Genomic DNA, 20,891 nt, shown 5'->3' with positions numbered 1-20,891 from the left:
TCCCGTAGCCAACAGACCCTCCACCAGATCCTCCAGACGCAGCGTGCCATAGCGCAGGCTAAAATAACTATGCAGGTTGAGCATCATTCGCACCTCCTTTTTTATCCAACAGACAGATCCCCTTCTTTATCAGCTCCACGCCATAGCGGTTCCTGATCTTGTCGATAGCCTGCATCAGTCGTATCTCTTCGAGGGTATCATTGAATAGATCCACCTGATACGAGCCATGTATCAGCTTGCTGAATTTGACACCGATCAGGCGTATCAGCATCCGGCGCGTGTAGAGCTTTTTGAACAGCTCCAAAATCTTCTCCGTTATCACCCGGTCCGAATTCGTATACGGGATAGCGAGCTGCTGCGTATGCGTATCAAAGTTCGAGTAGCGGATCTTCAGTGTTATACAGCCCGTTAGTTTCTGCTGATGCCTCAGGTCGTAGGCCAGCTCATCCACCATCGCGACCAGTGTCTTGCGCAGGATATCCATATTTATCGTATCCGCCAGAAAGGTATTCTCCTTGCTCATACTCTTCTGCTCGCGGAATGGTACCACCGCACTGTGATCCACCCCGTTGGCCTTATTCCAGATCGATACCCCATTTTCACCGAGCACCCTGCGCATGGTAAATACCTCCATCTGTTGCAGTGTTTTGATCTGCGATATCCCCATATTGCGTAGCGTGAGGTACGACTTTTCGCCCACCATTGGTATCTTACGGATCGAGAGCGGTGCCAGGAACATCTTTTCCATACCACCTACCACCTGTTTCTCGCCGCAGGGTTTCGCTTCGCCCGTAGCTATTTTGGATACCGTTTTATTGACCGATAGGCCAAAAGAAATCGGTAGCCCCGTCTCCTTGATGATCTTTCCGCGCAGCTCCTGCGTCCATTTCCAGCAGCCAAAGAATTTATCCATTCCCGTTATATCGAGGTAGTGCTCATCGATCGATGCCTTCTCTACGATAGGCGTTATCTCCTCGATGATCTCCGTCACCGTGCCCGAATACTTGGAGTACAGGTCATGGTCACCCCGCACCACCACGGCTTCGGGGCACATCCGTAGTGCCAGCTTCATCGGCATGGCCGAGTGCACCCCATATTTGCGGGCCTCGTACGAGCAGGAAGCCACCACGCCACGATCTCCATTGCCACCGATCAGCACAGGCTTGCCCATGAGATCCGAATTTATCAACCGCTCTACCGATACAAAGAAAGTATCCAGATCACAATGTACGATATGCCTCTCCATCACTAAATATTTAAATTACTAACAAAATTAGTATAAACTATGGCTAAGAATTGTATATTTGTTGCTAATATTTGTAGCAATATAGGAGGGTTATGTCATTACTAGCTGATAATATGCGTTTTCTGCGGGGGCGTCGGGGCCTGTCCCAGCAGCGGGTCGCTGATGATCTCATCATCACCCGATCGAGGTATGCCAAGTACGAAGAGGGGGCTTCCGAGCCACCGATAGAGCTATTACAGCGTATATCGCGGTATTTTCAGGTGTCTATAGATCTACTGGTAGGTATCGATCTGCAACGGTCTCGGATAGAAGAGCTATTGAAGCTACCGGATTATCGGATGGTGCTGCCTTCTTTTCCATAAAATACCCCTTGTTCACGTAGTATATTTTTCTCCCGTTCGATTTCGGCTTTCTACTTATTTCACTTCTTTCGTAGTACAGCATATTGATCTGTCGTTTGAGCTCTCGAACACTCCAGGCATTTTTAATTGTTTCAAATTCAACAAATGTTCTTTTCTTGAGATCAGTGATGAGAATAAGCTCTAATAGATGTGAAAATGATAAGTTGTAGAGTAACTTTGTTACAGCAGAGAGCTGGAGCTCCCCGTGCGTACTTTGTATACCGTTGACCAGTTTAGCGAATTCCATCGTAATAAATGTTTCAAAAGGTTAATAATTAAGTTCAAATATTTAGCTTATAATAAGTTAACGGAAAAAAAAAGACTAGCTAAAAATTTTAGTAAATTAAAATATCTCCTTGATCTCGTGCTAAAAGCCATATCCTAACATAGTGCTATGTCGCGTGCAGATATCGATGAGTTGTTATGGAATAAGTTTCCGGAGTGGATGACGGATGAACAGAGGAAGATAAAAATTAATAATCTATTGTCAGAATTAAGACGAAAAGGAGTGAAGGGATGCCAGGGGATCGGATTCTATAATTCACGAAGTTAATTTGTATCCTATTGTTTTATAGATATATAAGATTTATATTTAGATATTCATAATTTAAGATTTCCGCGCCAGCGGTTTATAATTGGTTTAAAAATCGATTTCTTAAGGTTACCTTTTATTACTGATCGGCATTAACAACAAACAGGTATCAGTATGTTTATAGCAGCATTGAAACTATTTATCACCCAGTATGTTATTTTTTGGATAATTCTCTTTCCGATTTGGTATATATTCATTGCTACTGATACCATATATTTGCTACTATCCCAAATAGCTTTTCTAATATTCGGCCTATTGTTTTTTACCATAGGATACGTCTTCTTTGGGTTTTGGCAATTGCGACCCAAGTTATTTTCTGCTTTATCAGGTCTTATACCTTTACTTTTTCCTTTCTTTATCAGCCATGTATATATTAACGACCGATTAGTAGTGCTATCCATAGCTCTAGTAGCGATGCTTTATATATGTTACTTTTTTCCTTGGTTTAGAGACAAAGAAAAAGAACCATCAATAAATTCAAGCCCTGCTAAGGACTGAGATATAGCCGAGGTGTCAATAGAGAAAGTTTACAAGATAAATTTAGCTTTCTCATATATATTCATAATAAGGCTCCGCGCCAGGTGATTTAAACCGCAAGGACTAAATTTGTGTTGAGTGCATTTGATTTATGCAGGTGTATGTTCTTCCCTAGTTAGGGGGGCTGTTCTTCTGTGGAAAGAGGGATTAACAATGTCCTTAGGCACTCTAAACATTGAGGCGCCAGCAGGGGCTATCTTGTATAATGTTATTTCTCTCTTGAAACCTCCACTGTCTGGGGAATCATTGTGAATCCATGCTCAACTTTAAGAATTATATAGACACGAGCTGGAAGCTCGAACCAGCATGGGAAGGGCTTCAATAACTACACTTTTTTGACTTCTTGAATTAGTATCATCCATAAGAACGATGTTGATGTTATAAGAGATAGAATACTTACAAGGTAACGCATTTTTAAATAAGCAGAACTTCTGTTTTCATCATTTATTTCGACAGGATAATTGGCATATTTTGGATGCTTAATTAGAAAATACATCAAAATTAAGACTCCTAAATTTACTAATAAGCCATAAATTAAATGAATCTTTCCTCCTTTTTTATCTGGTGATCCAGAAAAATCAAGATGCGTAATAACATCATCATTCAGCATATTATAAATATTGAATAATTTTACGGAGGAAATAATCAATAATATTATAGATAGACCAAATATTATAATTACTGCTTGAGGAACTTTGTCTTCCATATTTTAAAAAAAGTAAAATTTTGATATGTTGGATCACTAGCGTCCTAAATGGTTAAAAAAATGGCGGTGTTTTAATACAGCAAAAGTTGCTATATTGAAATCGCTAAATTTTAACCCACCGCCATGGTAAATGTAAATGTTTTCAGTCAGATTTTATCTCTTATCGACAGGGAATTATTCACCCCCCTGGTCATTAAGCACCAGAGTGATAAACATTCCAAGGGCATCAATAGCTGGATTCATCTTGTTAGCATGCTGTTCTGTCATTTTTCCTCAGCAGACTCCGTTCGTGATATCAGTAACGGTCTTCGTAGCACCACAGATAATCTCAACCACATGGGCGTCAGCCGCGCTCCGAGCAAGTCCAATATTTCCTATATTAACAAACATCGGCTGCAAGAGCTTTTTAAAGACCTCTACTTTGCTTGCTTTATTAGACAAGCTTTGGGAGAAAGACACCCATTTTCGTAAGGAGCTCCGGCAATTAAAGCGTAAGATCTATCTGATGGACGCGAGTATTATCCCCTTATGTCTATCGGTATTTGACTGGGCAAAGTTCCGCAGTACCAAAGGTGCTGTAAAACTTCATACCGTCCTGGATTACGATGGTTGTTTACCCGTTTTTATGCAGATTACGGACGGTAAAGTCCATGAGAGCCAGCGGGCTAACAGCTACAGTTTGGCCAAGGGAAGCGTGGTGGTGGTCGACCGCGGGTATGTGGATTACAATTGGCTCGGGGATTTGGACAGCATGGGCTGTTTTTTTGTGACCAGAAGCAAAACCAACATGAAGTACACCGTAGTCAAATCATACCAAAGCGAAATACTCTCAGCCAATGGGATCCTTAAGGATGAGTTGATTGAGCTGTGTGGATCTGCTGGGGAAAAGTATAAAGGCAGATCGAGATCTTCTTCAAGCACCTTAAACAACGGCTAAAGGTCTCCACGTTCGTCGGCACGTCCGAGAATGCGGTAATGATACAGATCTGGACATCGATGATCGGGATATTATTGCTCAAATACCTTCAGAAGAAAGCGAAATACGACTGGAACCTGTCCAATCTTGTAGGGTTTATCAGGATGAATATATTCGTGAAAATAAATATCTGGAAATGGATCGATGACCCATTTATAAGATGACCGATTAAGGACGAAAATGGTCAATTGCAGCTATTCTCTGGATGAAAAGCAGGATCAAAATTGAAATGATACCGAAAAAGACTGTCTGGGACAAGAAATGACTGTTCTGAATTTTATTTAGGACGGTAGTGTAACAAAATGATAATAATATGATAACATATCTTATTTGTTAATTTTTTGTTTTAGGTATGGTTTTGAATGTCTTAATTTAATACATATGTATTGTGAGAAGAAATCTTAAGCTAAGCCTGAAAAGCCTAGAAAGAGAGTTGGAGTATGTTAAGTCTCCACATCACATCTTGGGAGGGAATGGAGTCGGGGGGGTGAGATAAAATTAGATGATAAAGGTCGTACTTATTATACTGATAATACAGGACGCGTTCATTATTTGATGGATACACAATTATTGTTCGAAGGTATCATGGATTCAGGGACGAGTTTTTCTACATGGGCAGCGGCAGGATGGGATGCAGTTAAGGGAAATTTCAAGCTTCCTGCCACTTTAAGCTCACTTGGGCTTAATGCAATGGAAAAGGTTTTTAACGAATGGAGGGATAAATATTTTATGAAAGGAGGTTATGTCCGAGCTGGGGGATCATCCGATGAAGGTGACTCTGATACAACATACGATTGGGACAGTACTACAGATCCAGGAGAAGGGCTTCCTCCTAAGTAACATATTGTTAAATTATTCATAATAGAAACTACGACTGTGATGTATGAAAAATAGTAAAATTATATTCGAATCTTTAAAAGATAATCTAGGTTATGTGAGGTTAATCATGTATGTTGTTACGCTGGTATTCTTTTTCTGGATACCTATAACAACAGTTTTTGTCTTTGTAAAGTGCTTTATTATTGCTTTACTGCTCTTAATAATGATCTATCTATATAAAAAAACTAACTATTATAGTAGACACTATCGTATTCCGGATATGATATGTATTTTATGTTTATTAAACCAAGTTGGCTATGTTATTTGGGGGATCATTAATGAGTGATATCATGGAAAGTAATTCTATGAATAATAGGTGGGCTGTGAGAATATCGATACATTCCTGCATTTATAGATATGTTGAGATATAGGTAAAATGGTGAAGGAATGTCGATTTATCAATGATTCAGAAACTTTTATGTCCAGGATGTTTTCATTTTATGAAAATAGACATACCCATCATCGGTTTCAGCTCCGCATTGCCTTTTCGTCCGCTTGACGTTTCAGTTCTAATAGTTTCGGATATGTAAGGTAGTTTTTATAAAAATAATAGCTATCTTACCTGTAAATAAGTTAATTATAAACTTATGACTAAATTTAAGATCGCACTCGTGCTAATTGGGCTAGGCCTAACTTCATGTAAAAAGAACGTCACTGCTAATGATGAACCAATAATCGAGGAGACAGTAACAATTAATGGGGAAATTTTTAATGTAGAAGATGTGAAAACTAAAATGAGTTTGATCTTTAACATAGACAAAGCAGAGTTTACTTTTGTAAGGGATAGCCTAGGCTTTAAGAGAAGGGGATATAATGATACTGATATATATAAAATTGAACCGATTATTGAAGAGATAAAAAAGTTGAAATTATGAGAAGTATTATATTAGGTATTATTGTACATAGCAATATACTTAAATAGCTTTATGAGAATAAGTTTAAAGATTACTAGTGCCATTATATTATTCTGTCTGTGCAGTTATTTGGGATTTGCACAAAGAAGCTTAAATCTGGATTTCGAGCTTAAAAATTATGCTACATCTTTGCCTAAGCGTTGGTATGCCGGTGGCGAGGGGTTCAAGGTTTATTTGGACAGTGTCGAAAAACACTCTGGCAAATGGAGTTTGGCTATGGAAAAGTTTGGCGATACAAATGGCAAGTTTGGTGTGTACACTGGTCGAATCCCTATCGAAGCATTTGTAGGTAAAAATATAGAATACAAGGGATGGATTAAGACCAAGCATGATGAGCTTGCTAAGCTTCAAAAGTACATATATCCTTTACGTACATACGAGCCAGATGAGGGAAGTACAAAAGATCTCAAGGTTCTTGATCGCCTCATAGGCAACAGTAAGGTCGTGGCTTTAGGTGAGGTCTCACACGGTTCGAGTGAGATTTTCAAGATGAAAAACCGTATTATCCAATATCTGGCTATGAATAAAGGATTCGACATATTTTCTATTGAAGCCAATATGCCCGAATCCTATAAGTTGAACAGATATGTCGCCCCGCTACGATCTGAGTGTATTGGCTTTTATGGGGCCAAAGATCGGGCTCGGTATGGGCGTGCAAAACCAAGGTGACCTGTCGGGGTTGATGCAGCTCAACTTTGGCAACTTCGGTGTAGGCTACAGCTACCAGTTTAGCACAAAAGGCCACACACTAAACCAGCGCATATCCACCAATACACACGAGTTTGGCCTGCGATACCGCATCGGAGGGATAGGGTTACTCTAAGAAACTTAGTAAGTTATGATGTCGGAAATGCCGACAGCAACCGTTCAAGAGATTCATTACAAGCGGTGAACCTATCAGAAGTTTTAAAGACTGACCCTAAAGCTAAAATACTTGTTTACGCAGGCTATGATCATATACATGAAGGAACTCTAACTGACTGGAAAAAAATGGCGCAGTTCTTCAAAGAGTTTACAAACATTGACCCTTTAACTATATCACAAACCCGACATGTTGAACAATATTATGTTGAATTAGAAACTGATGAATTTAGAACAGTTAACAGATTTGAGTCGTTCAGCAATCCACTCGTAGCTTTAAATAATGGTAAATTGTATAATACCTATTTCCTTCCTCTTCAAGGCTATTTAGTAATAGCACAACTGTGCTACAACTATTCTCTTTATCTGTCAATTTGCCTACATTAGCGACATGAAAAGATATGTCTATTTATTAGTTGCTATCCTGCTCTTTGCATCGTCTACGAAAGCGCAAATGGTCCTAACACCTGCTGGATTCAGAGATCCATCCGATACCACTAAAAGTTTTGTTGTATTTGATAATGCTGGGAAAGGCAAAAGGCAATTATTTAATGAGGCGCTTTCAACAATAAATAAAAGTGTTCTTATCGATGCCAAGAAGAGAAATATTGACACAGTAGGAGGTACCTCTATTCATATCTATGGAGAAACCATGCCTATGAGGGTAAGTCCTGGCAGCTTCCTTTATTACTGGAAATATGCTGTTACATTTAGTTTTAAAGACGAAAAAGTAAAGTTTGAAGTAGACAAACTGATTTTTGAAGAAAAAGGCAGCAACGGTGAATCATTTAAAATACATAACCCGAAGAAAAGAACCTTAAAACACCAAGCCATCTTTGGTTATCAAGAAAAACTAGTTGACCCAGAGGCCAAAGAAAATATAGAGCTATTTGTCAACGACATTATAAACAAGACGCTTAAAGGAATCAAAGACTGGGATAGTTGGTAAAATCATGAGTCAACCATACTTCTTGCTGCCAAGAAGTATAACTTGGCGTTCTGTTTGTAATTTCAATTAAATGTTCTTTTTTTATACTTGGTTCAGGATCATTTGGGGCAGGCGAAACACCCTCAATTCCACAATAATCGTTAAAATCTCCATTGTATTTTTCGGACGCTTTCCCATTTGCTATACACCAAGGGCAAATGTATTATCTCCCATGCCTCAGGTTTAAAGGGTACTTTTAACTGTTTATTCTTAATGTCAAATTCATAGAGCTTGATCATAATTCGTGTCTATGCGTATATGATCGCCGAAGCTATCAATCCAGTAATGGCAGCCAACTGCGACACCTTACCAACTTATACAATGTAACAAGCCGCCTTCCTTAGCCAGCTCATTACAATCGATAGGGGTAATAGAATGCGCAGGGTATAAAGAAGACAGTCTCTTTAAAACCACTTCGTCTGTCTTCTCGCCGAATACCGGTACACAAATATGTGATTCATCTGCTACATAATTCATGTAGACTCCCTTGGCCGATTGGTAAGTCCTATTTTTATGCGCACTATAGGGCAGGAGCTCCACCTCAAAACCATAATGCATAAGCGTTTTTCTCAGCTGTTCATTGAATTCATCCTGACCATCATTCATCAATATGGTCTTATGATCCAAAATTACTAGTACACCATCCAGGTGGCCTGTAAAATCGTTCGGCTCTTCCGGTAATAAGATAACTTGATCCGTCTTGAACAATGATATCAGGATATCTCTGATTTGGATTTGTGAAAACTTAGCATTGTCTTTTAGCACCCTTTCAGATACAAAGTACAGCATATCCCTATATACTACCGATCCTCCATCGAGGATAATGGACGAATATGTACATTCAAGCCCCATTTGACTACAGACGTCTTTATTGTCTGTAATCAAGGATCGATATTTGGGGTTTTGTAAATACTTTGGGAAATATTGAAATAGTATCCACTCATCCTGTCTATTCCTTATTGGCATAAAATCCCGTACCCAAATATCCTTTGTCTTCGGAATCGTTCCGATCTCGGTTACTTGTTTTAAGCAGCGACCGACCGAGGGATATCTATTTTCCAACAGCTCAGAAATATAAAGCATTATTTCAGTACCGAAGGAACATAGCCGAGTACAGATCGCACTAAATCCGTATCTATTTTCTCTCTTTTGTTCATCTCATCAATTACAATCTTCTCCCTATTGGCCAATGTGAAGTTTTTATCTTTATTGACAGCTTTTACAACGTCAATAGGATAAAAGCCGATATACCTTAAGGGCAGATTGTAAAAGTCATCTTCTTGTTTACTTAAGCCATGACGAGTCGTTTTGGTCGTGACAGCAAATGGCTCCAATGCTCTCTCATTGAACTCTGACCAGGAGAGCGTATTGATCGTGTCGAAGGATAAGTTAGAGATCAATTCCGTGGCTACCTTATGTGGGCCGGAGATAATCTTTTCCAGATTATAGTGCTCATTGATAGTTGAGTCCGTATCGGACGATCTTTCATCCCTAAGCTTGGCTATACCACGTAATAGTACACCTACGTATAGATCATCATTTCCCAGAGTGATATCAATACCCGATGCATGCGCGTAAAGTTTTCCAGTCTGCAGCTGTAAGTCATGGCCGTAGATATACGGATCATTAAACAAATCATTGTTTTTGGTCTTAATATAAAACTCGATTTCCGTTAGTCGGTAAATAGATTTACCAATTTGCAATACTTGGTTCAGCAACTGCTTAGCTGTGTCGTCAACGTCCTTAAGTATCTGTTCTCTAGTCGTAGCCTTTATGGTTTCTAATTTCATTTTATTATTTATAATAAATATAATAATGTATTAATAATCAGCTTGTTGTGTTTTTTTTGTAAAGATAGTTTTTCATTTCAAAAATTCAAAGAAGAGATTTGATTAGTATAATCAGCAATGCGCAGCTACGGTAAACAGATTGTCGCTACACCATAGCGACAATGGAGTTAGATATTTACACCAAATACGCCTTGCTTATCCTTGTAAAATTAGCTATTTTGCATACTTAAAACCGTATTAACACCATACGTTAGTTTTGATGACGCATACTTTTCATAATAAGTGACAGACTGTTGCACGATATTTTAAACTTTTAGACCATGGAACAGCAGAGCGATATAATCATCTATCAGAGCGATGACGGCAGCACCCGCATTGAGACCCGTTTGGAGAATGAGACCGTCTGGTTGACACAGGCACAGTTATGTGAACTTTTTCAAAAGTCAAAGTCAACTGTTAGCGAACATATTAAACATATTTTTAAAGAGGGCGAATTGGACGAAATTTCAGTTGTTCGGAAATACCGAACAACTGCGGCTGACGGGAAAAACTATGAAACGACTTATTACAATCTCGACGTCATTATCTCCGTAGGCTACCGTGTCAAGAGTCATCAGGGTACCAAGTTTCGCCAATGGGCAACAGCACGTCTGCGTGAGTACATTGTCAAGGGCTTTACTATGAACGATGAGCTGCTTAAGCAATCCGGAGGAGGCAACTACTTTGATGAGTTGTTGGCTCGTATCCGTGATATACGCTCCTCAGAAAAGGTCTTCTGGCGCAAAGTATTGGATATATATGCCACCAGTATTGACTACGATCCCAAGACAGAGGTATCACAACTGTTTTTCAAGACTGTGCAGAATAAGATGCACTTTGCTGCGCATGGAAATACAGCGGCAGAGGTTATTTATAAGCGTATCGATGCTGACAAGCCAAATCTGGGGTTAACGAACTTCAAAGGCGAGCAGCCAAGTAAGTTGGAGACGCAAGTAGCGAAGAACTACCTGACGGAAGAAGAACTCGACATTCTCAATCGTACCGTCACTGCTTACCTGGAATTGGCCGAGTTGCAGGCACTCAATCGCAAGCCCATGTATATGCAAGACTGGGTAACACGCCTAGATGATTTTCTGCGTATGGTAGGCAATGACGTATTGCAAGATGCGGGTACCGTCAGTCATGATCAAGCGCTAAAAAAGGCAGAGCTAGAATATGCTAAGTACAAGGAGAAAACCCAAAATGAACTGTCCAAAGTCGAGAAAGATTTTGTTGCTTTTATTGACACCACAGTCAAAAGTTTAGAGCGTAAAAAAAGGAAATAATAATGTTTAATTTGTGTTGTTCAATATAGTAGACTTTGCCTTGTTTGGCAGTTGTCGCAAATTTTGCGACAGTTGAGTTCTCTTCCAATTCCCCTTCTTTGAATACATTATTGATATGTTTACCTATAGTCTTTACATCACGGTCAAACAACAAAGCCATTTGAATATGACTACCAAATTGGGAGAGAGAAGCGATAGTAATAAGATTAGTAGAAGAGATAAGAGAAAGATTAGGGAAAGAAATAAGAGGAGCGTTAGTAGTAAGATTAGTAGAAGAATCGTAGATACCATGATGAGTAGACCCAAGTTGACCGAGCGCAATTCTAAGATAGAACGTATCACGCACAAGATCTTTGATTTTGTGAATACTTATGTGAGTGGATTTGCAGGGAGAGGGTAGAGATCATATATAATTGCATTTAAATTAATGTGTACGTATAATAATCGTACAAAAAAATTTATTGTACGATTATTATACGTACATTTGTATTACTGATTCGAATATCATACACTAATAGTTAGTAGATATCGTGAAGAATAAAAGAAGACCCAAGGTAATATAAGGCATATTTACTAGAATGTAATTGCATGAAATTTAAAGAAGTCCAGAAGTCACAAAGTATTGTAAAGAATAAACGAAAATAAAAAAAACAAAAAAATAACTTTCTTTCCTTGAGAGTAACTCAAATTAAACCTGATTATATAGCTTCTATGGCTATGTAGAATTTGAATAAACGAAATGATAAATTAATATAATAAAAGATAATATGGCAACATTAGTTAACGATAGGATAGATGTTCGAATCAGCAAAGAACATAAGGACTTAATTAAATACGCCTCTGAATTGAGTGGATTTAAAAGTGTTTCAGAGTTTATTGTCAATGTTGTGAGTCGGGAGTCCAAGAAAATAATTCAGGAGGATTCGAAAATATTAAAATCACTAGAAGACAAAAAGATTTTTGTAAATGCTATTTTAAATCCAGCTGAGCCAAATGAATATTTAAAATCAAGCCTTGAAAGTTATAGCAAATTTGTAAATAGTAAGGAGCATGATTTCAGTAAATTTAGAAAAGGATCATAATAAAAAAGACTTTGATTGCGGAGTCGTTAGTTTAGATAATTATATAAAACCAACTGCTAAGAAAGATATAAGTAGTGATTTAGCAGCTTGCTTTGTTATAATTGAAAATAACAATGTTATTGGGTATTATACGTTATCCTGTGCTGGAGTGGATATAGAAGAAGTTCCTGATGATTTAAAAGCAAGCCTCAAGTGCAATTATGCTAATTTACCTGTAATTTTAGTAGGTAGATTAGCAATCGATAAAAATTATCAAGGGAAAGGACTTGGTAAAATATTATTTAATGATTGCTTAAAAAGAGTTCTTGAAACGTCCAGTATTATTGGTGCTTTTGCTGTATGTGTTGACCCAATTGACAATAACGCCAAAGAATTTTATCAAAAATTTGGCTTTATACCTTTAAACGACTCACATAGAATGATATTGCCTATAAAAACCATTAGAAAAGGTTTTGAAACTATAAAACCCAGTCCGTAAGGCACTGGGTTTTCTTTTAAAGGCGCTCTCAAGAAAAAAAGCCGTGGCTTATTCAACGGCCAAGGCTTCGATGATCCGACAGTATTACGAAGTTTTATATTGGAGTAGCCCTAAGGGAAATAGCACTACGGTTTCCCGTACAAAGGTTATTTGATATTTGTACGGTCTTCCTAAAATTGTCTATAACAGTTGCGTCAGCGAAAGCTAATATACAAAATCTAGTGCCAATCCGCCTTTATAAAGCACCCACAAACGTAGCATCCAACTGCAAAAATGAAACCTTGACCGCATAGTTTTATATTTCAAGTTTCTATTTCGCAAAAAACCAATTATATTGACTTTTTTCCTAAATTTAACTCATAGGAATTTGTTTTGGTTCACCTCAGAGCTGAATTTAAGCTTTCAGCCCTAAAGTCCCCGCCTTCAGCAATATTCAAACTGTTAGCGGTCATTGTGACGAAATAACTGTCAAAAACTAAACTTATGACAACATGAACGAAGGAAGACAAAAAATAATTCAGAACTATATTGAAGGTTACAATGAATTCGATATCGAAAAAATGATCTGTGATTTTGACGACAATATCATTTTTAAAAATGTTCAGAATGGCAAAGTGAATATGGTATTGAATGGAATAAATGAGTTTAAGCAACAAGCCGAACAAGCGAAATCATTTTTCGATAATAGACGACAACAAATCACTTTCTTAAAACACAACAATGGCACCACGGAAATAGAAGTAGATTATTCTGCGACTTTAGCAATGGACTTTCCAAATGGATTGAAAAAAGGCGATAAATTAGAGCTAAAAGGAAAATCTGTTTTTGTGTTCTTTGGCGACAAGATTATTCAACTAACTGATGAATATTGAGTGGAACTATTCAATATTAATGTATAAAATATAACTATGAGCTATTTAGTAGATTTTAAAAATGTTAACGAGAAAGGATTAGAAACATCGCCATTTGCAGCTGCACTTGCTGGTTTGCGAGCCAATGAAGCCCGATATTTTCAAAACAAATACAAAGCAGAATTTGTAACCACTCCAGTTTCAGATAGCAAAGAAACTTTGGATTGGGTCACAAAAATTCTAAAGGAAGAACGCAATATTGTCATTGCATCAAAACCATTAGAAACCGCGTCACTACTTGTAGAAGGAATTAAATGGGTGTTTGTTTTTTATGAAAGCGGTCTTTCCATTAATGTACTATATACCTTGGACAACCCAAAGAAAAGAGCCGTAGGTTTCAAACTTTCCGAAGGTATGGAAGTGCCGGAAGAACTGAACAAATTTAAATTTGCCCGGCAGAAATCAAAATTGGCAGGAACAATAAGAGGTTCATTTTTTGTGATTAAAAAAGAATATTAAAGGCATTTCGATGGCAGAAGCAATAATCAAATCTTTTAAATCCCAAGAAGCCTGGCGACATTGGTTAGATAAAAATCAAGATAATCAGGAAGGCATCTGGCTACAAGTATTCAAAGTTAACTCCGGAATTGAATCCATAAAAATCACAGAAGCTTTGGACGAAGCACTTTGCTTTGGTTGGATTGACGGACAGCGAAAAAGCTATGATGAACAATCGTATCTGCAGAAATACACACCAAGACGAGCACAGAGCATTTGGTCAAAACGCAATATTGGTATAGTGGAAAAACTCATTGCAGACGGAAAGATGATGCCAAGAGGGTATGTAGAGATTGAAAAGGCTAAAACTGATGGTCGATGGGCAAGAGCCTACGACTCACATACTACCATGCAGGATGCCGAAGACCTGTTGCAAGAATTAGCAAAGGATAAAGAAGCAGAAACATTTTATCAATCCCTTAGCAAGACCAATAAATTTGCTATCAATTTTAGATTACAAACCGCTAAGAAGCCTGAAACAAGAGCCAAAAGACTGAGGGAAATTTTGACAAACCTTCAATTGAAAAAAAAGTGACAGAATGCTAAGCCAGAGCTTAGCTGACAGCTCTACTCTTTTACCGCAAATTGAATTAGATATTCTTTCTCTTTTAGAGGATATCCATCTTCAGACTGGAACGCCCTATCGGTAACGACAAATTCGTACGCCTTATCTTTTTGTATATTCAATTCAAGCCACAGCGTCTTTCTATCTTCGCTAAAACCAATGATCTTTTCCAGAGGAAAGTACGCTCTGCCTTTTTCGGAAAACTTTATCGAAGTGCCATTTTTCATTGGTTTAGAAAAGACAATACCTATCTTTTTTGTTGTAGAGGCTATCACCTTATCCTCCCCAATAGAAGTTACACTCTCGATAGTAGGACAGTATGATTTGAATTTAATAAGCTCCTTAGCATAGTCTAGAGGCTCATCAAATACATTGGACTTATTCAGAAAGCTGAAAACAGCTTCATCATCAGCATAGTCCAGCTCAATAATATCTTTGATAGCCTGCGATTTGTTTTGGCTATTTTCATAGTACTTCTTTGATATCACATAACCCATAAAATAGCCCAGATCTTTGATTGTTGATACATTATAGTTATAAAACCAATTGTCCAGATTCGGATTGAGCAAATCCTTTCTCAGCAGGTCAAATGAGCTCTTGTAGTTAGCATAGCCATATTTAATATAGTTAAGAGTCAACGGTTTTTTAATTACTAATTCGGCTATAAAGTCACAGGAGCCTTCTCTTATTGCCTGCTTCAGCACATAGTTACTACCCTGTTTCTTTTGCTGGGTGTGTATGTATTCATGGATAGCTACAAATTCTAATCCATTGGACTGAGCCGACTTATAGAAGTCTTTTTTATCTTGAGATTTAAATTCACTTGTATTTACCGAAGAGTCTCCCAATGCCAGCTCAAGCCCAATAACCAGATCTTTGCCAATAGGTCTGCCTCCAGCGTTCCCCAATCCAATACACAGATATAGATTCGATGGCTGTAGTTCCGGATATAGAGATTTCAATGTCTTCACATGGTCGTGAATATTTAGATTTTCCCTTTCTAAGTTTTCCGTTTTCACCCGCAGTGAGTTCCAGAATTTAGGATAGCTAAGCATAGATCTGACAAAGGTCGAGTCGATATAATTCACGATCTGACAGAGCTGTTTCAGTCCATCTGATCCTGGATTCAGGTATACCGTGTTAATAACGTCCAATTGCGCCTCGTATGAATCGGCTTTATGTACTCGGTCGTATGCCTCCCAAAAATTGGCAACATCCTTCGTATGAATGGTCTGTGCCATTGCATTGCTAGAAGCAGCTAGGAGCAAAATGAAAAGCGTATTAATCGTTACCGTAATATAATTCAGGAATTGAGCAGATCTATTCATAATGAAATACAGATTTTGTGTAAAGGTACAGCAAAGTTAAAGTTTGGAGGATATATTAATAGTTGATATATGCACGTTTTCTGATCGATATGCAATAATAACCTTGTTCTAGTAATTGCCAATGTGTTTTTAGGCTAATAGACTTAAATGTTCGGTGTAGTAGGTTATTTCATCGGTAAAAAATGAAACAGCCAATTCTGCTCGATTTCCACGCTTTTATTAAAAATCTTCGCGCCGCGGAGTTATAATTGGTTAGAGATGGCCCTTGCATCCGCGAAGGCTATCTTGTATGATATTAATTCTTGGAGCACCCACCACTGTCAGAATAATCATTATGAATCCATGCTTAATTATAAGAATTGTATAGACAAGAGCTGAAAACTCCCACCAGCAGCACGGGGAGGGTATCATAGCTGATAATATACTTTTATCTTCAAGTTGAGGTATCAGGCATTCACAGGTTTAAGTGATTGCACAAGAGCTACAACTTGCAAGCGGTAGCTCGAAAACAGGGCCCAGATTATCGAAACGGCATAACGTTATCGTTGAAATAACGAATTGATTAGATGTATAATAAGTTTTCAGTTCGACAAGACACATACAATGACTACCTTTATTGAATGGGCTATTTTGTGATATTATGAACAAGTTATTATTATCAGCTTTATTGACTTTTTTTACATGTTTCTCGTTATCATTTTCTCAAGAAAGTATAACTGTCAAAAAAAGAGCCATTGGCACTTTCCATACTTCAAATGTTGAGTACAATGGGATTTCATTTGGATTTGCGTCTACCATGGCTGATAGTCGAAACGTTAAAACGAATGGCATTAGACTTGAAGTACCGGGAATTGGAATCATTTCATTTATGGGCAATGGTTTCCCCAATGCTACCGAGCCTTTTGATCTAAGCGATTTCAAATACAGTGAAGTGATCAATGGTGTGAATATATCTACAGGTTCTTGGTGTGATTGTAATTATAACGGATGGACCATTGCCGCGGTGGGGCAGTACGGTAAACTGGGAAAGGGACTGTCATTGGCTGGAGGATGGAATATAATTGACAAGCAAACTGGAGTACAGCTTTCAATCATTGCAAATAGCTCGTATTACATGTCTGGTGTGCAGATTTCAGCTTTTAATTTTATACATAGTGGCAACGGGTTACAGATTGGACTGCTAAATAGAAGTAGAAATTTCAAGGGGATGCAATTAGGATTATGGAACGTCAATCAGAAAAGGTCGCTACCAATCATTAACTGGAACTTTGATTAATAATGTATGCATCTTTAGCAATGGATAGAAACACTGCGCTGTTCTCAACTTGAGAGTAAAAGGTTATTTTGGTTTAATAAAATGATATGAAAATAAGTTTATCGAAGAAGAAGATAGTTTTATCTCTTTTGACAACATTTATTATATGTTTCCTGGGGACGTTTATGTTGCTACATTCGGAGGAAGTATCCAGTTTTTATAAAAGTCCTCTATTAGCTATGGTCATTGGCGCATTCCTTCTTGTCTTTTCTTTTGTCTCGACGGTTGCGTTAATTCAATTTTTATTCAAAGGTGAAGGAGTTTCAATAGATAGCAACAGTTTATTTGACGATTCTAGTTTAGTTAGTGTAGGATTGATTGAATGGGACGATATTACCAGTATTAGAACAGCCAAAATTAACACTACACGTTTTTTATTAATTGATGTAAAAAATCCTGAAGAATATTTGTCCCGCTTTGGGAAGTTAAAATCTTGGTGGTTAAAGGTTAATGCTGGCCCTTTTGGTACGCCAATATCAATATCAGCTGTTTTGTTAGAGTGTAGTTTTGATGAACTGGAAAACAGGGTAAGAGAAGCTTACGAGAAGAATAAGAAAATGTCAGATATGAGAGAATGTAACTCAGGTAATACCGTATAGTTTAGACACACAAATTAGGGGAGGAGTTAAGGGATGCGAGAGGATCGTTCTCTATAATTCACAAAGTTAATTTGTATCCTATTGTATTATAGTGATATAAGTGTTATATTTATATATTCATAATTTAAGATTTCCGCGCCAGCGGATTATACTTGGTTAGAGATAGCCCTTGCAGTCAGCGAGGGCTATCTTGTATAATGTTTATTTATTTTCTGGATGTATTCATTCGCGAATCAATACTGCTCCATGTTTAACTATCAGAATTGCATACAAGCTATAAGCTCGCGCCAGCAGGGGATATAATATAATGATAGCCGTTCCGGATTTGGAGCGGTTTTTTTGTATTTAAGGTGCCTCAAATACCACCTCACCAAGATGGATCGTTTATTAGCCAAATGGATTCACAATGTTGCCTATCGAAATAAGATGCGCGAAGCAGCCTATTACAACAAAAGAAATGATATCAAAGAGTGAGATTCTGCCATACAGTCGAAACGATTATATGTCATTTTTTTATTTTGACTGATCCTCTACGTATTGCGTAGAAAATCAGTCAATCCGTTACGCATTGCGTAACGGATCTCAGCTGGACGTTTGCCTTATACTAATCCGCTTTAAGCATGTCAGCAATCATCACTTTTTCATCGATAACATTCCTATTGAAAACGTCCGTTTTAATTCCAAATTCATTTTTGTAATGGTAGAAGTAAAAATCATACGAGCCACCTACAATGAGGTCTGTGGGGTTATAGACAAAGCGATCTATTCCTCTTTCATAGGCAAAATACACTTTATGATGGTCACCAAGCGCCCTGGCCTTAATTTGTCCCCAATCTGTAAAAGTCCAGAATTGATAATAGTTCTGGTCATTTATTACCAGCTTCCTCGACAAGAACTCGCGACGATCTCTAATTCTGTCAAAATTGCTATCATCGGGAGGCATCCCTACCGGAAAGGTTCTATTCGGATACGTATTATGATATAGCTGTTTAACACTTGTTATTGTATTTATATTTTGCTCAATATTGATCGTATTATAAGGTTGATTAAAGATATCAGATCTATTTTGAATCGCATAAAACTGTAACAAACAATTGCTGGAGACATAGTATCGGCCTTCACGCTGTACCACGATCTTATAATCATTCCAATATTTAGTCTTTGTGCCATATTGTAGGTCAAATCTTTGATAAAGAGATTGTTCGCTTAATCTCCACAGTTTTCCAATTGAAATAATACTGTCTTTCACACTCTCCAGGTTAATTTCATTCCAACCATTATCATTCCCTGCACCAGGTAAAGCTGAAAAGAGCACGAGTGTCTTTTCAGGATTGGATCTGTTGATCAAATCCTCCAGTAAGATATTGAACACATCCACCTTTTTATCAATACCATACAGATCCATTGTACTTAGTTCGTAGGTCTTCGTACGATACTTATCTGTGTTAGTTTCCAGCAGAAAATATTTTTGAGAAAACACCAGCTGTGCTGAGATTAACAGCAGCACAATACTAATTGCATTTTTTTCCTTTTGTCCCATTTCTATAAGATTGATTTATTAATAGTTCTGAGTTTGTCATGTTTGTCACAATACCCGTTTTCGACAAGATTACCGCATCCGCATGAGGTATATCTGGGTTAAAGGAGACAATGGCGTCTGCCAAGTGATTTATAAACGAAGGAAATCCATTATGATGAAAGTAATACTTTGGTATTTGACCGTTATCAATCCTAGATAAATTTGGATATTTAACTGTGAATTCTGTCGAACTTAACCTCTTTTCTTCTAGATTTAGATACGAGTGCAACGCCTCATGATACATGGTTACCAATATGTATTCTTTCGAAGAGTTTAATAAAATATCGGTGTTCAATGTTATTGTTGAGTTGTACATATTGTTAGAATTCGGATTATATAAACCGTCGATATCGGAAGCCAATTGCTTTGCTCTAAAAGTAATATTAAAATCATCATTTCCGACAAATTGGTTTTTAATTAAATTAGCTATGTTGTTTTTTAGATTTGGCAGCTGATTTAATAAGTCTTGTGCACATGGATAGTTACTCAAACTATCTATAAGATCTGTACAACTCTCTATGCCCGTCGTGCCACCAATACATTTGCCACATGGGCCTATATATGCTCGTCCGTTTAATAAGCCTGCACAATCATATGTCCCTGGGTCCGGATCGCCACCACCGGCACCGCCACCACCCGAGTCGTCTTCATATTGTTCTTCTGATACAACGGGAGGACCGTCTTCATTCCAGTGACATTGATATTCATATCGATCAGAACATTCATCAGGAGCGCTGCCACCGTTTACATCTCCGACACAGGTGCGTCCCACCTTAGTCCAGTTACAGTTTATAGAGCTGGCTATTATCCCCCTTTCTCTCAAGCTAGCGCGTATTTCAATCTGACGCAGATTGATTATGCCATATCTGGCGACCTTACCATTTAAATAGGTGTTATACTTTACGTTTCCTAAAAAATAGTTTTCTACAAATAACGTTCCTGTAAATTTACCCTTCGATCCATCGGTGTCTCCAATAAAAGTATGCATTTCGTACGAATATTTATCCTTTTCATTCTTAGATCCGATCAAATAAACTTTGTGATTTAAAGTGTTTCCTCCAGTTTCCGAATTGATTCCCCTTTTGCCAATTGTAGAGTAATCGGAACAATTATGGTGTCCCGAATCAACTTTGCGTGGTGCCAATGGATAATCCGTGTAAGAGACTGTCTGTAATTATATTGCCTTTTATCAAATGACTGATAAAAATGTATACTGTCTTCTTGAAACTGGTTGCGGACTTGAGAGATTAAATCTGCTGATTCAGAAAAATTGCTTATATCATCATATCTTTTACATGAAGCGAAAACAAAGAATATGGAT

At 37.8% G+C, this 20,891-nt stretch carries 28 protein-coding genes; 19 read left to right on the top strand and 9 right to left on the bottom strand.

Features of this window, described 5'->3' with window-relative positions; translation table 11 throughout:
* Window positions 1-67 precede the first annotated feature (67 nt).
* Entirely contained in the window at window positions 68-1,246 is a 1,179-nt protein-coding gene (dinB, locus tag G7B20_RS14085) for a DNA polymerase IV (protein ID WP_164112047.1), read from the bottom strand.
* Between the two features lie 92 nt (window positions 1,247-1,338).
* Here dinB and G7B20_RS14080 point away from each other — a divergent pair, with 92 nt between their 5' ends.
* Complete coding sequence (locus G7B20_RS14080; protein ID WP_164112046.1) at window positions 1,339-1,608, top strand: helix-turn-helix domain-containing protein; 270 nt, start codon at window positions 1,339-1,341, stop codon at window positions 1,606-1,608.
* Here G7B20_RS14080 and G7B20_RS19810 read toward each other — a convergent pair.
* Window positions 1,511-1,894 (bottom strand): DUF1016 N-terminal domain-containing protein, encoded by a 384-nt coding sequence (locus G7B20_RS19810; RefSeq protein WP_164112045.1) that lies wholly within the window; start codon window positions 1,892-1,894, stop codon window positions 1,511-1,513. The genes G7B20_RS14080 and G7B20_RS19810 overlap by 98 nt on opposite strands.
* A gap of 147 nt (window positions 1,895-2,041) precedes the next feature.
* Here G7B20_RS19810 and G7B20_RS14070 point away from each other — a divergent pair, with 147 nt between their 5' ends.
* Complete coding sequence (locus tag G7B20_RS14070; protein WP_164112044.1) at window positions 2,042-2,200, top strand: hypothetical protein; 159 nt, start codon at window positions 2,042-2,044, stop codon at window positions 2,198-2,200.
* Between the two features lie 901 nt (window positions 2,201-3,101).
* Here the strand turns inward: G7B20_RS14070 and G7B20_RS14065 are convergent.
* The gene (locus tag G7B20_RS14065; protein WP_164112043.1) at window positions 3,102-3,482 is read right to left on the bottom strand and encodes a hypothetical protein; all 381 of its coding nucleotides are present in this window, start codon (window positions 3,480-3,482) and stop codon (window positions 3,102-3,104) included.
* Window positions 3,483-3,605: 123 nt separating this feature from the next.
* On the opposite strand from G7B20_RS14065, the gene G7B20_RS19805 reads away from it, so the two are divergent.
* The 8 genes from G7B20_RS19805 (at window position 3,606) to G7B20_RS14030 (ending at window position 8,061) form a co-directional block, all read left to right on the top strand.
* Window positions 3,606-3,953 (top strand): DUF4372 domain-containing protein, encoded by a 348-nt coding sequence (locus G7B20_RS19805; RefSeq protein WP_205600228.1) that lies wholly within the window; start codon window positions 3,606-3,608, stop codon window positions 3,951-3,953.
* A complete protein-coding gene (locus G7B20_RS19355; protein ID WP_205600227.1) occupies window positions 3,904-4,419 on the top strand; it encodes a transposase in 516 nt (171 codons plus the stop codon). Before G7B20_RS19805 ends, G7B20_RS19355 begins: the two co-directional genes overlap by 50 nt.
* 594 nt (window positions 4,420-5,013) lie before the next feature.
* Complete coding sequence (locus G7B20_RS14055; RefSeq protein ID WP_164112042.1) at window positions 5,014-5,298, top strand: hypothetical protein; 285 nt, start codon at window positions 5,014-5,016, stop codon at window positions 5,296-5,298.
* A gap of 626 nt (window positions 5,299-5,924) precedes the next feature.
* The gene (locus tag G7B20_RS14050) at window positions 5,925-6,212 is read left to right on the top strand and encodes a hypothetical protein (protein ID WP_164112041.1); all 288 of its coding nucleotides are present in this window, start codon (window positions 5,925-5,927) and stop codon (window positions 6,210-6,212) included.
* 51 nt (window positions 6,213-6,263) lie between these two features.
* The gene (locus tag G7B20_RS14045; protein WP_164112040.1) at window positions 6,264-6,920 is read left to right on the top strand and encodes an erythromycin esterase family protein; all 657 of its coding nucleotides are present in this window, start codon (window positions 6,264-6,266) and stop codon (window positions 6,918-6,920) included.
* On the top strand, window positions 6,838-7,074 hold the full coding sequence (locus tag G7B20_RS19800) for a type IX secretion system membrane protein PorP/SprF (RefSeq protein ID WP_164121925.1): 237 nt from the start codon (window positions 6,838-6,840) through the stop codon (window positions 7,072-7,074). The genes G7B20_RS14045 and G7B20_RS19800 overlap by 83 nt, the downstream gene beginning before the upstream one ends.
* Before the next feature lie 65 nt (window positions 7,075-7,139).
* A complete protein-coding gene (locus tag G7B20_RS14035; protein ID WP_164112038.1) occupies window positions 7,140-7,499 on the top strand; it encodes a hypothetical protein in 360 nt (119 codons plus the stop codon).
* A gap of 4 nt (window positions 7,500-7,503) precedes the next feature.
* A complete protein-coding gene (locus G7B20_RS14030; RefSeq protein WP_164112037.1) occupies window positions 7,504-8,061 on the top strand; it encodes a hypothetical protein in 558 nt (185 codons plus the stop codon).
* On the opposite strand, the gene G7B20_RS19795 is transcribed toward G7B20_RS14030, so the two are convergent.
* From G7B20_RS19795 to G7B20_RS14015, 3 genes are all read right to left on the bottom strand, one after another.
* Complete coding sequence (locus tag G7B20_RS19795) at window positions 8,039-8,260, bottom strand: CbrC family protein (protein ID WP_164112059.1); 222 nt, start codon at window positions 8,258-8,260, stop codon at window positions 8,039-8,041. The two genes, G7B20_RS14030 and G7B20_RS19795, sit on opposite strands and share 23 nt — an antisense overlap.
* A 146-nt stretch (window positions 8,261-8,406) precedes the next feature.
* Window positions 8,407-9,183 (bottom strand): agmatine deiminase family protein, encoded by a 777-nt coding sequence (locus G7B20_RS14020; RefSeq protein ID WP_164112036.1) that lies wholly within the window; start codon window positions 9,181-9,183, stop codon window positions 8,407-8,409.
* Window positions 9,183-9,890 (bottom strand): hypothetical protein, encoded by a 708-nt coding sequence (locus G7B20_RS14015; protein WP_164112035.1) that lies wholly within the window; start codon window positions 9,888-9,890, stop codon window positions 9,183-9,185. Before G7B20_RS14015 ends, G7B20_RS14020 begins: the two co-directional genes overlap by 1 nt.
* A gap of 320 nt (window positions 9,891-10,210) precedes the next feature.
* On the opposite strand from G7B20_RS14015, the gene G7B20_RS14010 reads away from it, so the two are divergent.
* The 7 genes from G7B20_RS14010 to G7B20_RS13980 all read left to right on the top strand — a co-directional run bounded on the left by G7B20_RS14010 (window position 10,211) and on the right by G7B20_RS13980 (window position 14,719).
* Complete coding sequence (locus tag G7B20_RS14010; RefSeq protein WP_164112034.1) at window positions 10,211-11,215, top strand: virulence RhuM family protein; 1,005 nt, start codon at window positions 10,211-10,213, stop codon at window positions 11,213-11,215.
* A gap of 115 nt (window positions 11,216-11,330) precedes the next feature.
* Window positions 11,331-11,615 carry a hypothetical protein gene (locus tag G7B20_RS14005; protein ID WP_164112033.1) on the top strand — a complete coding sequence of 95 codons (285 nt, stop codon included), beginning with the start codon at window positions 11,331-11,333 and terminating at the stop codon, window positions 11,613-11,615.
* A gap of 367 nt (window positions 11,616-11,982) precedes the next feature.
* On the top strand, window positions 11,983-12,297 hold the full coding sequence (locus G7B20_RS14000) for a DUF1778 domain-containing protein (RefSeq protein ID WP_164112032.1): 315 nt from the start codon (window positions 11,983-11,985) through the stop codon (window positions 12,295-12,297).
* On the top strand, window positions 12,266-12,775 hold the full coding sequence (locus G7B20_RS13995) for a GNAT family N-acetyltransferase (protein ID WP_164112031.1): 510 nt from the start codon (window positions 12,266-12,268) through the stop codon (window positions 12,773-12,775). Before G7B20_RS14000 ends, G7B20_RS13995 begins: the two co-directional genes overlap by 32 nt.
* A gap of 491 nt (window positions 12,776-13,266) precedes the next feature.
* Entirely contained in the window at window positions 13,267-13,647 is a 381-nt protein-coding gene (locus G7B20_RS13990) for a nuclear transport factor 2 family protein (RefSeq protein ID WP_164112030.1), read from the top strand.
* A gap of 36 nt (window positions 13,648-13,683) precedes the next feature.
* Window positions 13,684-14,145, top strand: coding sequence for a phage tail protein (locus G7B20_RS13985; RefSeq protein WP_164112029.1), 462 nt, complete (start codon window positions 13,684-13,686; stop codon window positions 14,143-14,145).
* Between the two features lie 10 nt (window positions 14,146-14,155).
* On the top strand, window positions 14,156-14,719 hold the full coding sequence (locus G7B20_RS13980) for a YdeI/OmpD-associated family protein (protein WP_164112028.1): 564 nt from the start codon (window positions 14,156-14,158) through the stop codon (window positions 14,717-14,719).
* A 32-nt stretch (window positions 14,720-14,751) separates the two neighbouring features.
* Here the strand turns inward: G7B20_RS13980 and G7B20_RS13975 are convergent, their stop codons facing one another.
* Window positions 14,752-16,077 (bottom strand): hypothetical protein, encoded by a 1,326-nt coding sequence (locus G7B20_RS13975; RefSeq protein ID WP_164112027.1) that lies wholly within the window; start codon window positions 16,075-16,077, stop codon window positions 14,752-14,754.
* A gap of 640 nt (window positions 16,078-16,717) precedes the next feature.
* Between G7B20_RS13975 and G7B20_RS13970 the strand changes: the two genes are divergently transcribed.
* Together G7B20_RS13970 and G7B20_RS13965 are read left to right on the top strand one after the other, a co-directional pair.
* The gene (locus G7B20_RS13970; protein WP_164112026.1) at window positions 16,718-17,353 is read left to right on the top strand and encodes an LA_2272 family surface repeat-containing protein; all 636 of its coding nucleotides are present in this window, start codon (window positions 16,718-16,720) and stop codon (window positions 17,351-17,353) included.
* 86 nt (window positions 17,354-17,439) lie between these two features.
* Window positions 17,440-17,991 (top strand): STM3941 family protein, encoded by a 552-nt coding sequence (locus tag G7B20_RS13965; RefSeq protein ID WP_164112025.1) that lies wholly within the window; start codon window positions 17,440-17,442, stop codon window positions 17,989-17,991.
* Window positions 17,992-18,595: 604 nt separating this feature from the next.
* Here the strand turns inward: G7B20_RS13965 and G7B20_RS13960 are convergent.
* Together G7B20_RS13960 and G7B20_RS13955 are read right to left on the bottom strand one after the other, a co-directional pair.
* Complete coding sequence (locus G7B20_RS13960; protein ID WP_164112024.1) at window positions 18,596-19,531, bottom strand: hypothetical protein; 936 nt, start codon at window positions 19,529-19,531, stop codon at window positions 18,596-18,598.
* Window positions 19,503-20,558, bottom strand: coding sequence for a hypothetical protein (locus tag G7B20_RS13955; protein WP_164112023.1), 1,056 nt, complete (start codon window positions 20,556-20,558; stop codon window positions 19,503-19,505). The genes G7B20_RS13960 and G7B20_RS13955 overlap by 29 nt, the downstream gene beginning before the upstream one ends.
* Window positions 20,559-20,891 lie beyond the last annotated feature (333 nt).

Origin of the sequence: Sphingobacterium sp. xlx-96, assembly GCF_011007365.1 — a bacterium.
Taxonomy (GTDB): domain Bacteria; phylum Bacteroidota; class Bacteroidia; order Sphingobacteriales; family Sphingobacteriaceae; genus Sphingobacterium; species Sphingobacterium luzhongxinii.
The sequence above is the reverse complement of the archived record's forward strand: the minus strand, read 5'-3'. Positions and strand labels throughout refer to the sequence as shown.

Bases quoted from the DNA above. Each gene is read 5' to 3' on its own strand.
- G7B20_RS13975 (WP_164112027.1), bottom strand. From the start codon at position 16,077: ATGAATAGATCTGCTCAATTCCTGAATTATATTACGGTAACGATTAAT.
- G7B20_RS14030 (WP_164112037.1), top strand. From the start codon at position 7,504: ATGAAAAGATATGTCTATTTATTAGTTGCTATCCTGCTCTTTGCATCG.
- G7B20_RS14050 (WP_164112041.1), top strand. From the start codon at position 5,925: ATGACTAAATTTAAGATCGCACTCGTGCTAATTGGGCTAGGCCTAACT.
- G7B20_RS13980 (WP_164112028.1), top strand. From the start codon at position 14,156: ATGGCAGAAGCAATAATCAAATCTTTTAAATCCCAAGAAGCCTGGCGA.
- G7B20_RS13960 (WP_164112024.1), bottom strand. From the start codon at position 19,531: ATGGGACAAAAGGAAAAAAATGCAATTAGTATTGTGCTGCTGTTAATC.
- G7B20_RS14070 (WP_164112044.1), top strand. From the start codon at position 2,042: ATGTCGCGTGCAGATATCGATGAGTTGTTATGGAATAAGTTTCCGGAG.
- G7B20_RS13965 (WP_164112025.1), top strand. From the start codon at position 17,440: ATGAAAATAAGTTTATCGAAGAAGAAGATAGTTTTATCTCTTTTGACA.
- G7B20_RS14080 (WP_164112046.1), top strand. From the start codon at position 1,339: ATGTCATTACTAGCTGATAATATGCGTTTTCTGCGGGGGCGTCGGGGC.
- G7B20_RS14020 (WP_164112036.1), bottom strand. From the start codon at position 9,183: ATGCTTTATATTTCTGAGCTGTTGGAAAATAGATATCCCTCGGTCGGT.
- G7B20_RS19800 (WP_164121925.1), top strand. From the start codon at position 6,838: ATGTCGCCCCGCTACGATCTGAGTGTATTGGCTTTTATGGGGCCAAAG.
- G7B20_RS13970 (WP_164112026.1), top strand. From the start codon at position 16,718: ATGAACAAGTTATTATTATCAGCTTTATTGACTTTTTTTACATGTTTC.
- G7B20_RS14045 (WP_164112040.1), top strand. From the start codon at position 6,264: ATGAGAATAAGTTTAAAGATTACTAGTGCCATTATATTATTCTGTCTG.
- G7B20_RS14010 (WP_164112034.1), top strand. From the start codon at position 10,211: ATGGAACAGCAGAGCGATATAATCATCTATCAGAGCGATGACGGCAGC.
- G7B20_RS13990 (WP_164112030.1), top strand. From the start codon at position 13,267: ATGAACGAAGGAAGACAAAAAATAATTCAGAACTATATTGAAGGTTAC.
- G7B20_RS19805 (WP_205600228.1), top strand. From the start codon at position 3,606: ATGGTAAATGTAAATGTTTTCAGTCAGATTTTATCTCTTATCGACAGG.
- G7B20_RS13955 (WP_164112023.1), bottom strand. From the start codon at position 20,558: ATGCATACTTTTATTGGAGACACCGATGGATCGAAGGGTAAATTTACA.
- dinB (WP_164112047.1), bottom strand. From the start codon at position 1,246: ATGGAGAGGCATATCGTACATTGTGATCTGGATACTTTCTTTGTATCG.
- G7B20_RS14065 (WP_164112043.1), bottom strand. From the start codon at position 3,482: ATGGAAGACAAAGTTCCTCAAGCAGTAATTATAATATTTGGTCTATCT.
- G7B20_RS13995 (WP_164112031.1), top strand. From the start codon at position 12,266: ATGATTTCAGTAAATTTAGAAAAGGATCATAATAAAAAAGACTTTGAT.
- G7B20_RS19810 (WP_164112045.1), bottom strand. From the start codon at position 1,894: ATGGAATTCGCTAAACTGGTCAACGGTATACAAAGTACGCACGGGGAG.
- G7B20_RS14055 (WP_164112042.1), top strand. From the start codon at position 5,014: ATGGATACACAATTATTGTTCGAAGGTATCATGGATTCAGGGACGAGT.
- G7B20_RS14015 (WP_164112035.1), bottom strand. From the start codon at position 9,890: ATGAAATTAGAAACCATAAAGGCTACGACTAGAGAACAGATACTTAAG.
- G7B20_RS14005 (WP_164112033.1), top strand. From the start codon at position 11,331: ATGTTTACCTATAGTCTTTACATCACGGTCAAACAACAAAGCCATTTG.
- G7B20_RS13985 (WP_164112029.1), top strand. From the start codon at position 13,684: ATGAGCTATTTAGTAGATTTTAAAAATGTTAACGAGAAAGGATTAGAA.
- G7B20_RS14000 (WP_164112032.1), top strand. From the start codon at position 11,983: ATGGCAACATTAGTTAACGATAGGATAGATGTTCGAATCAGCAAAGAA.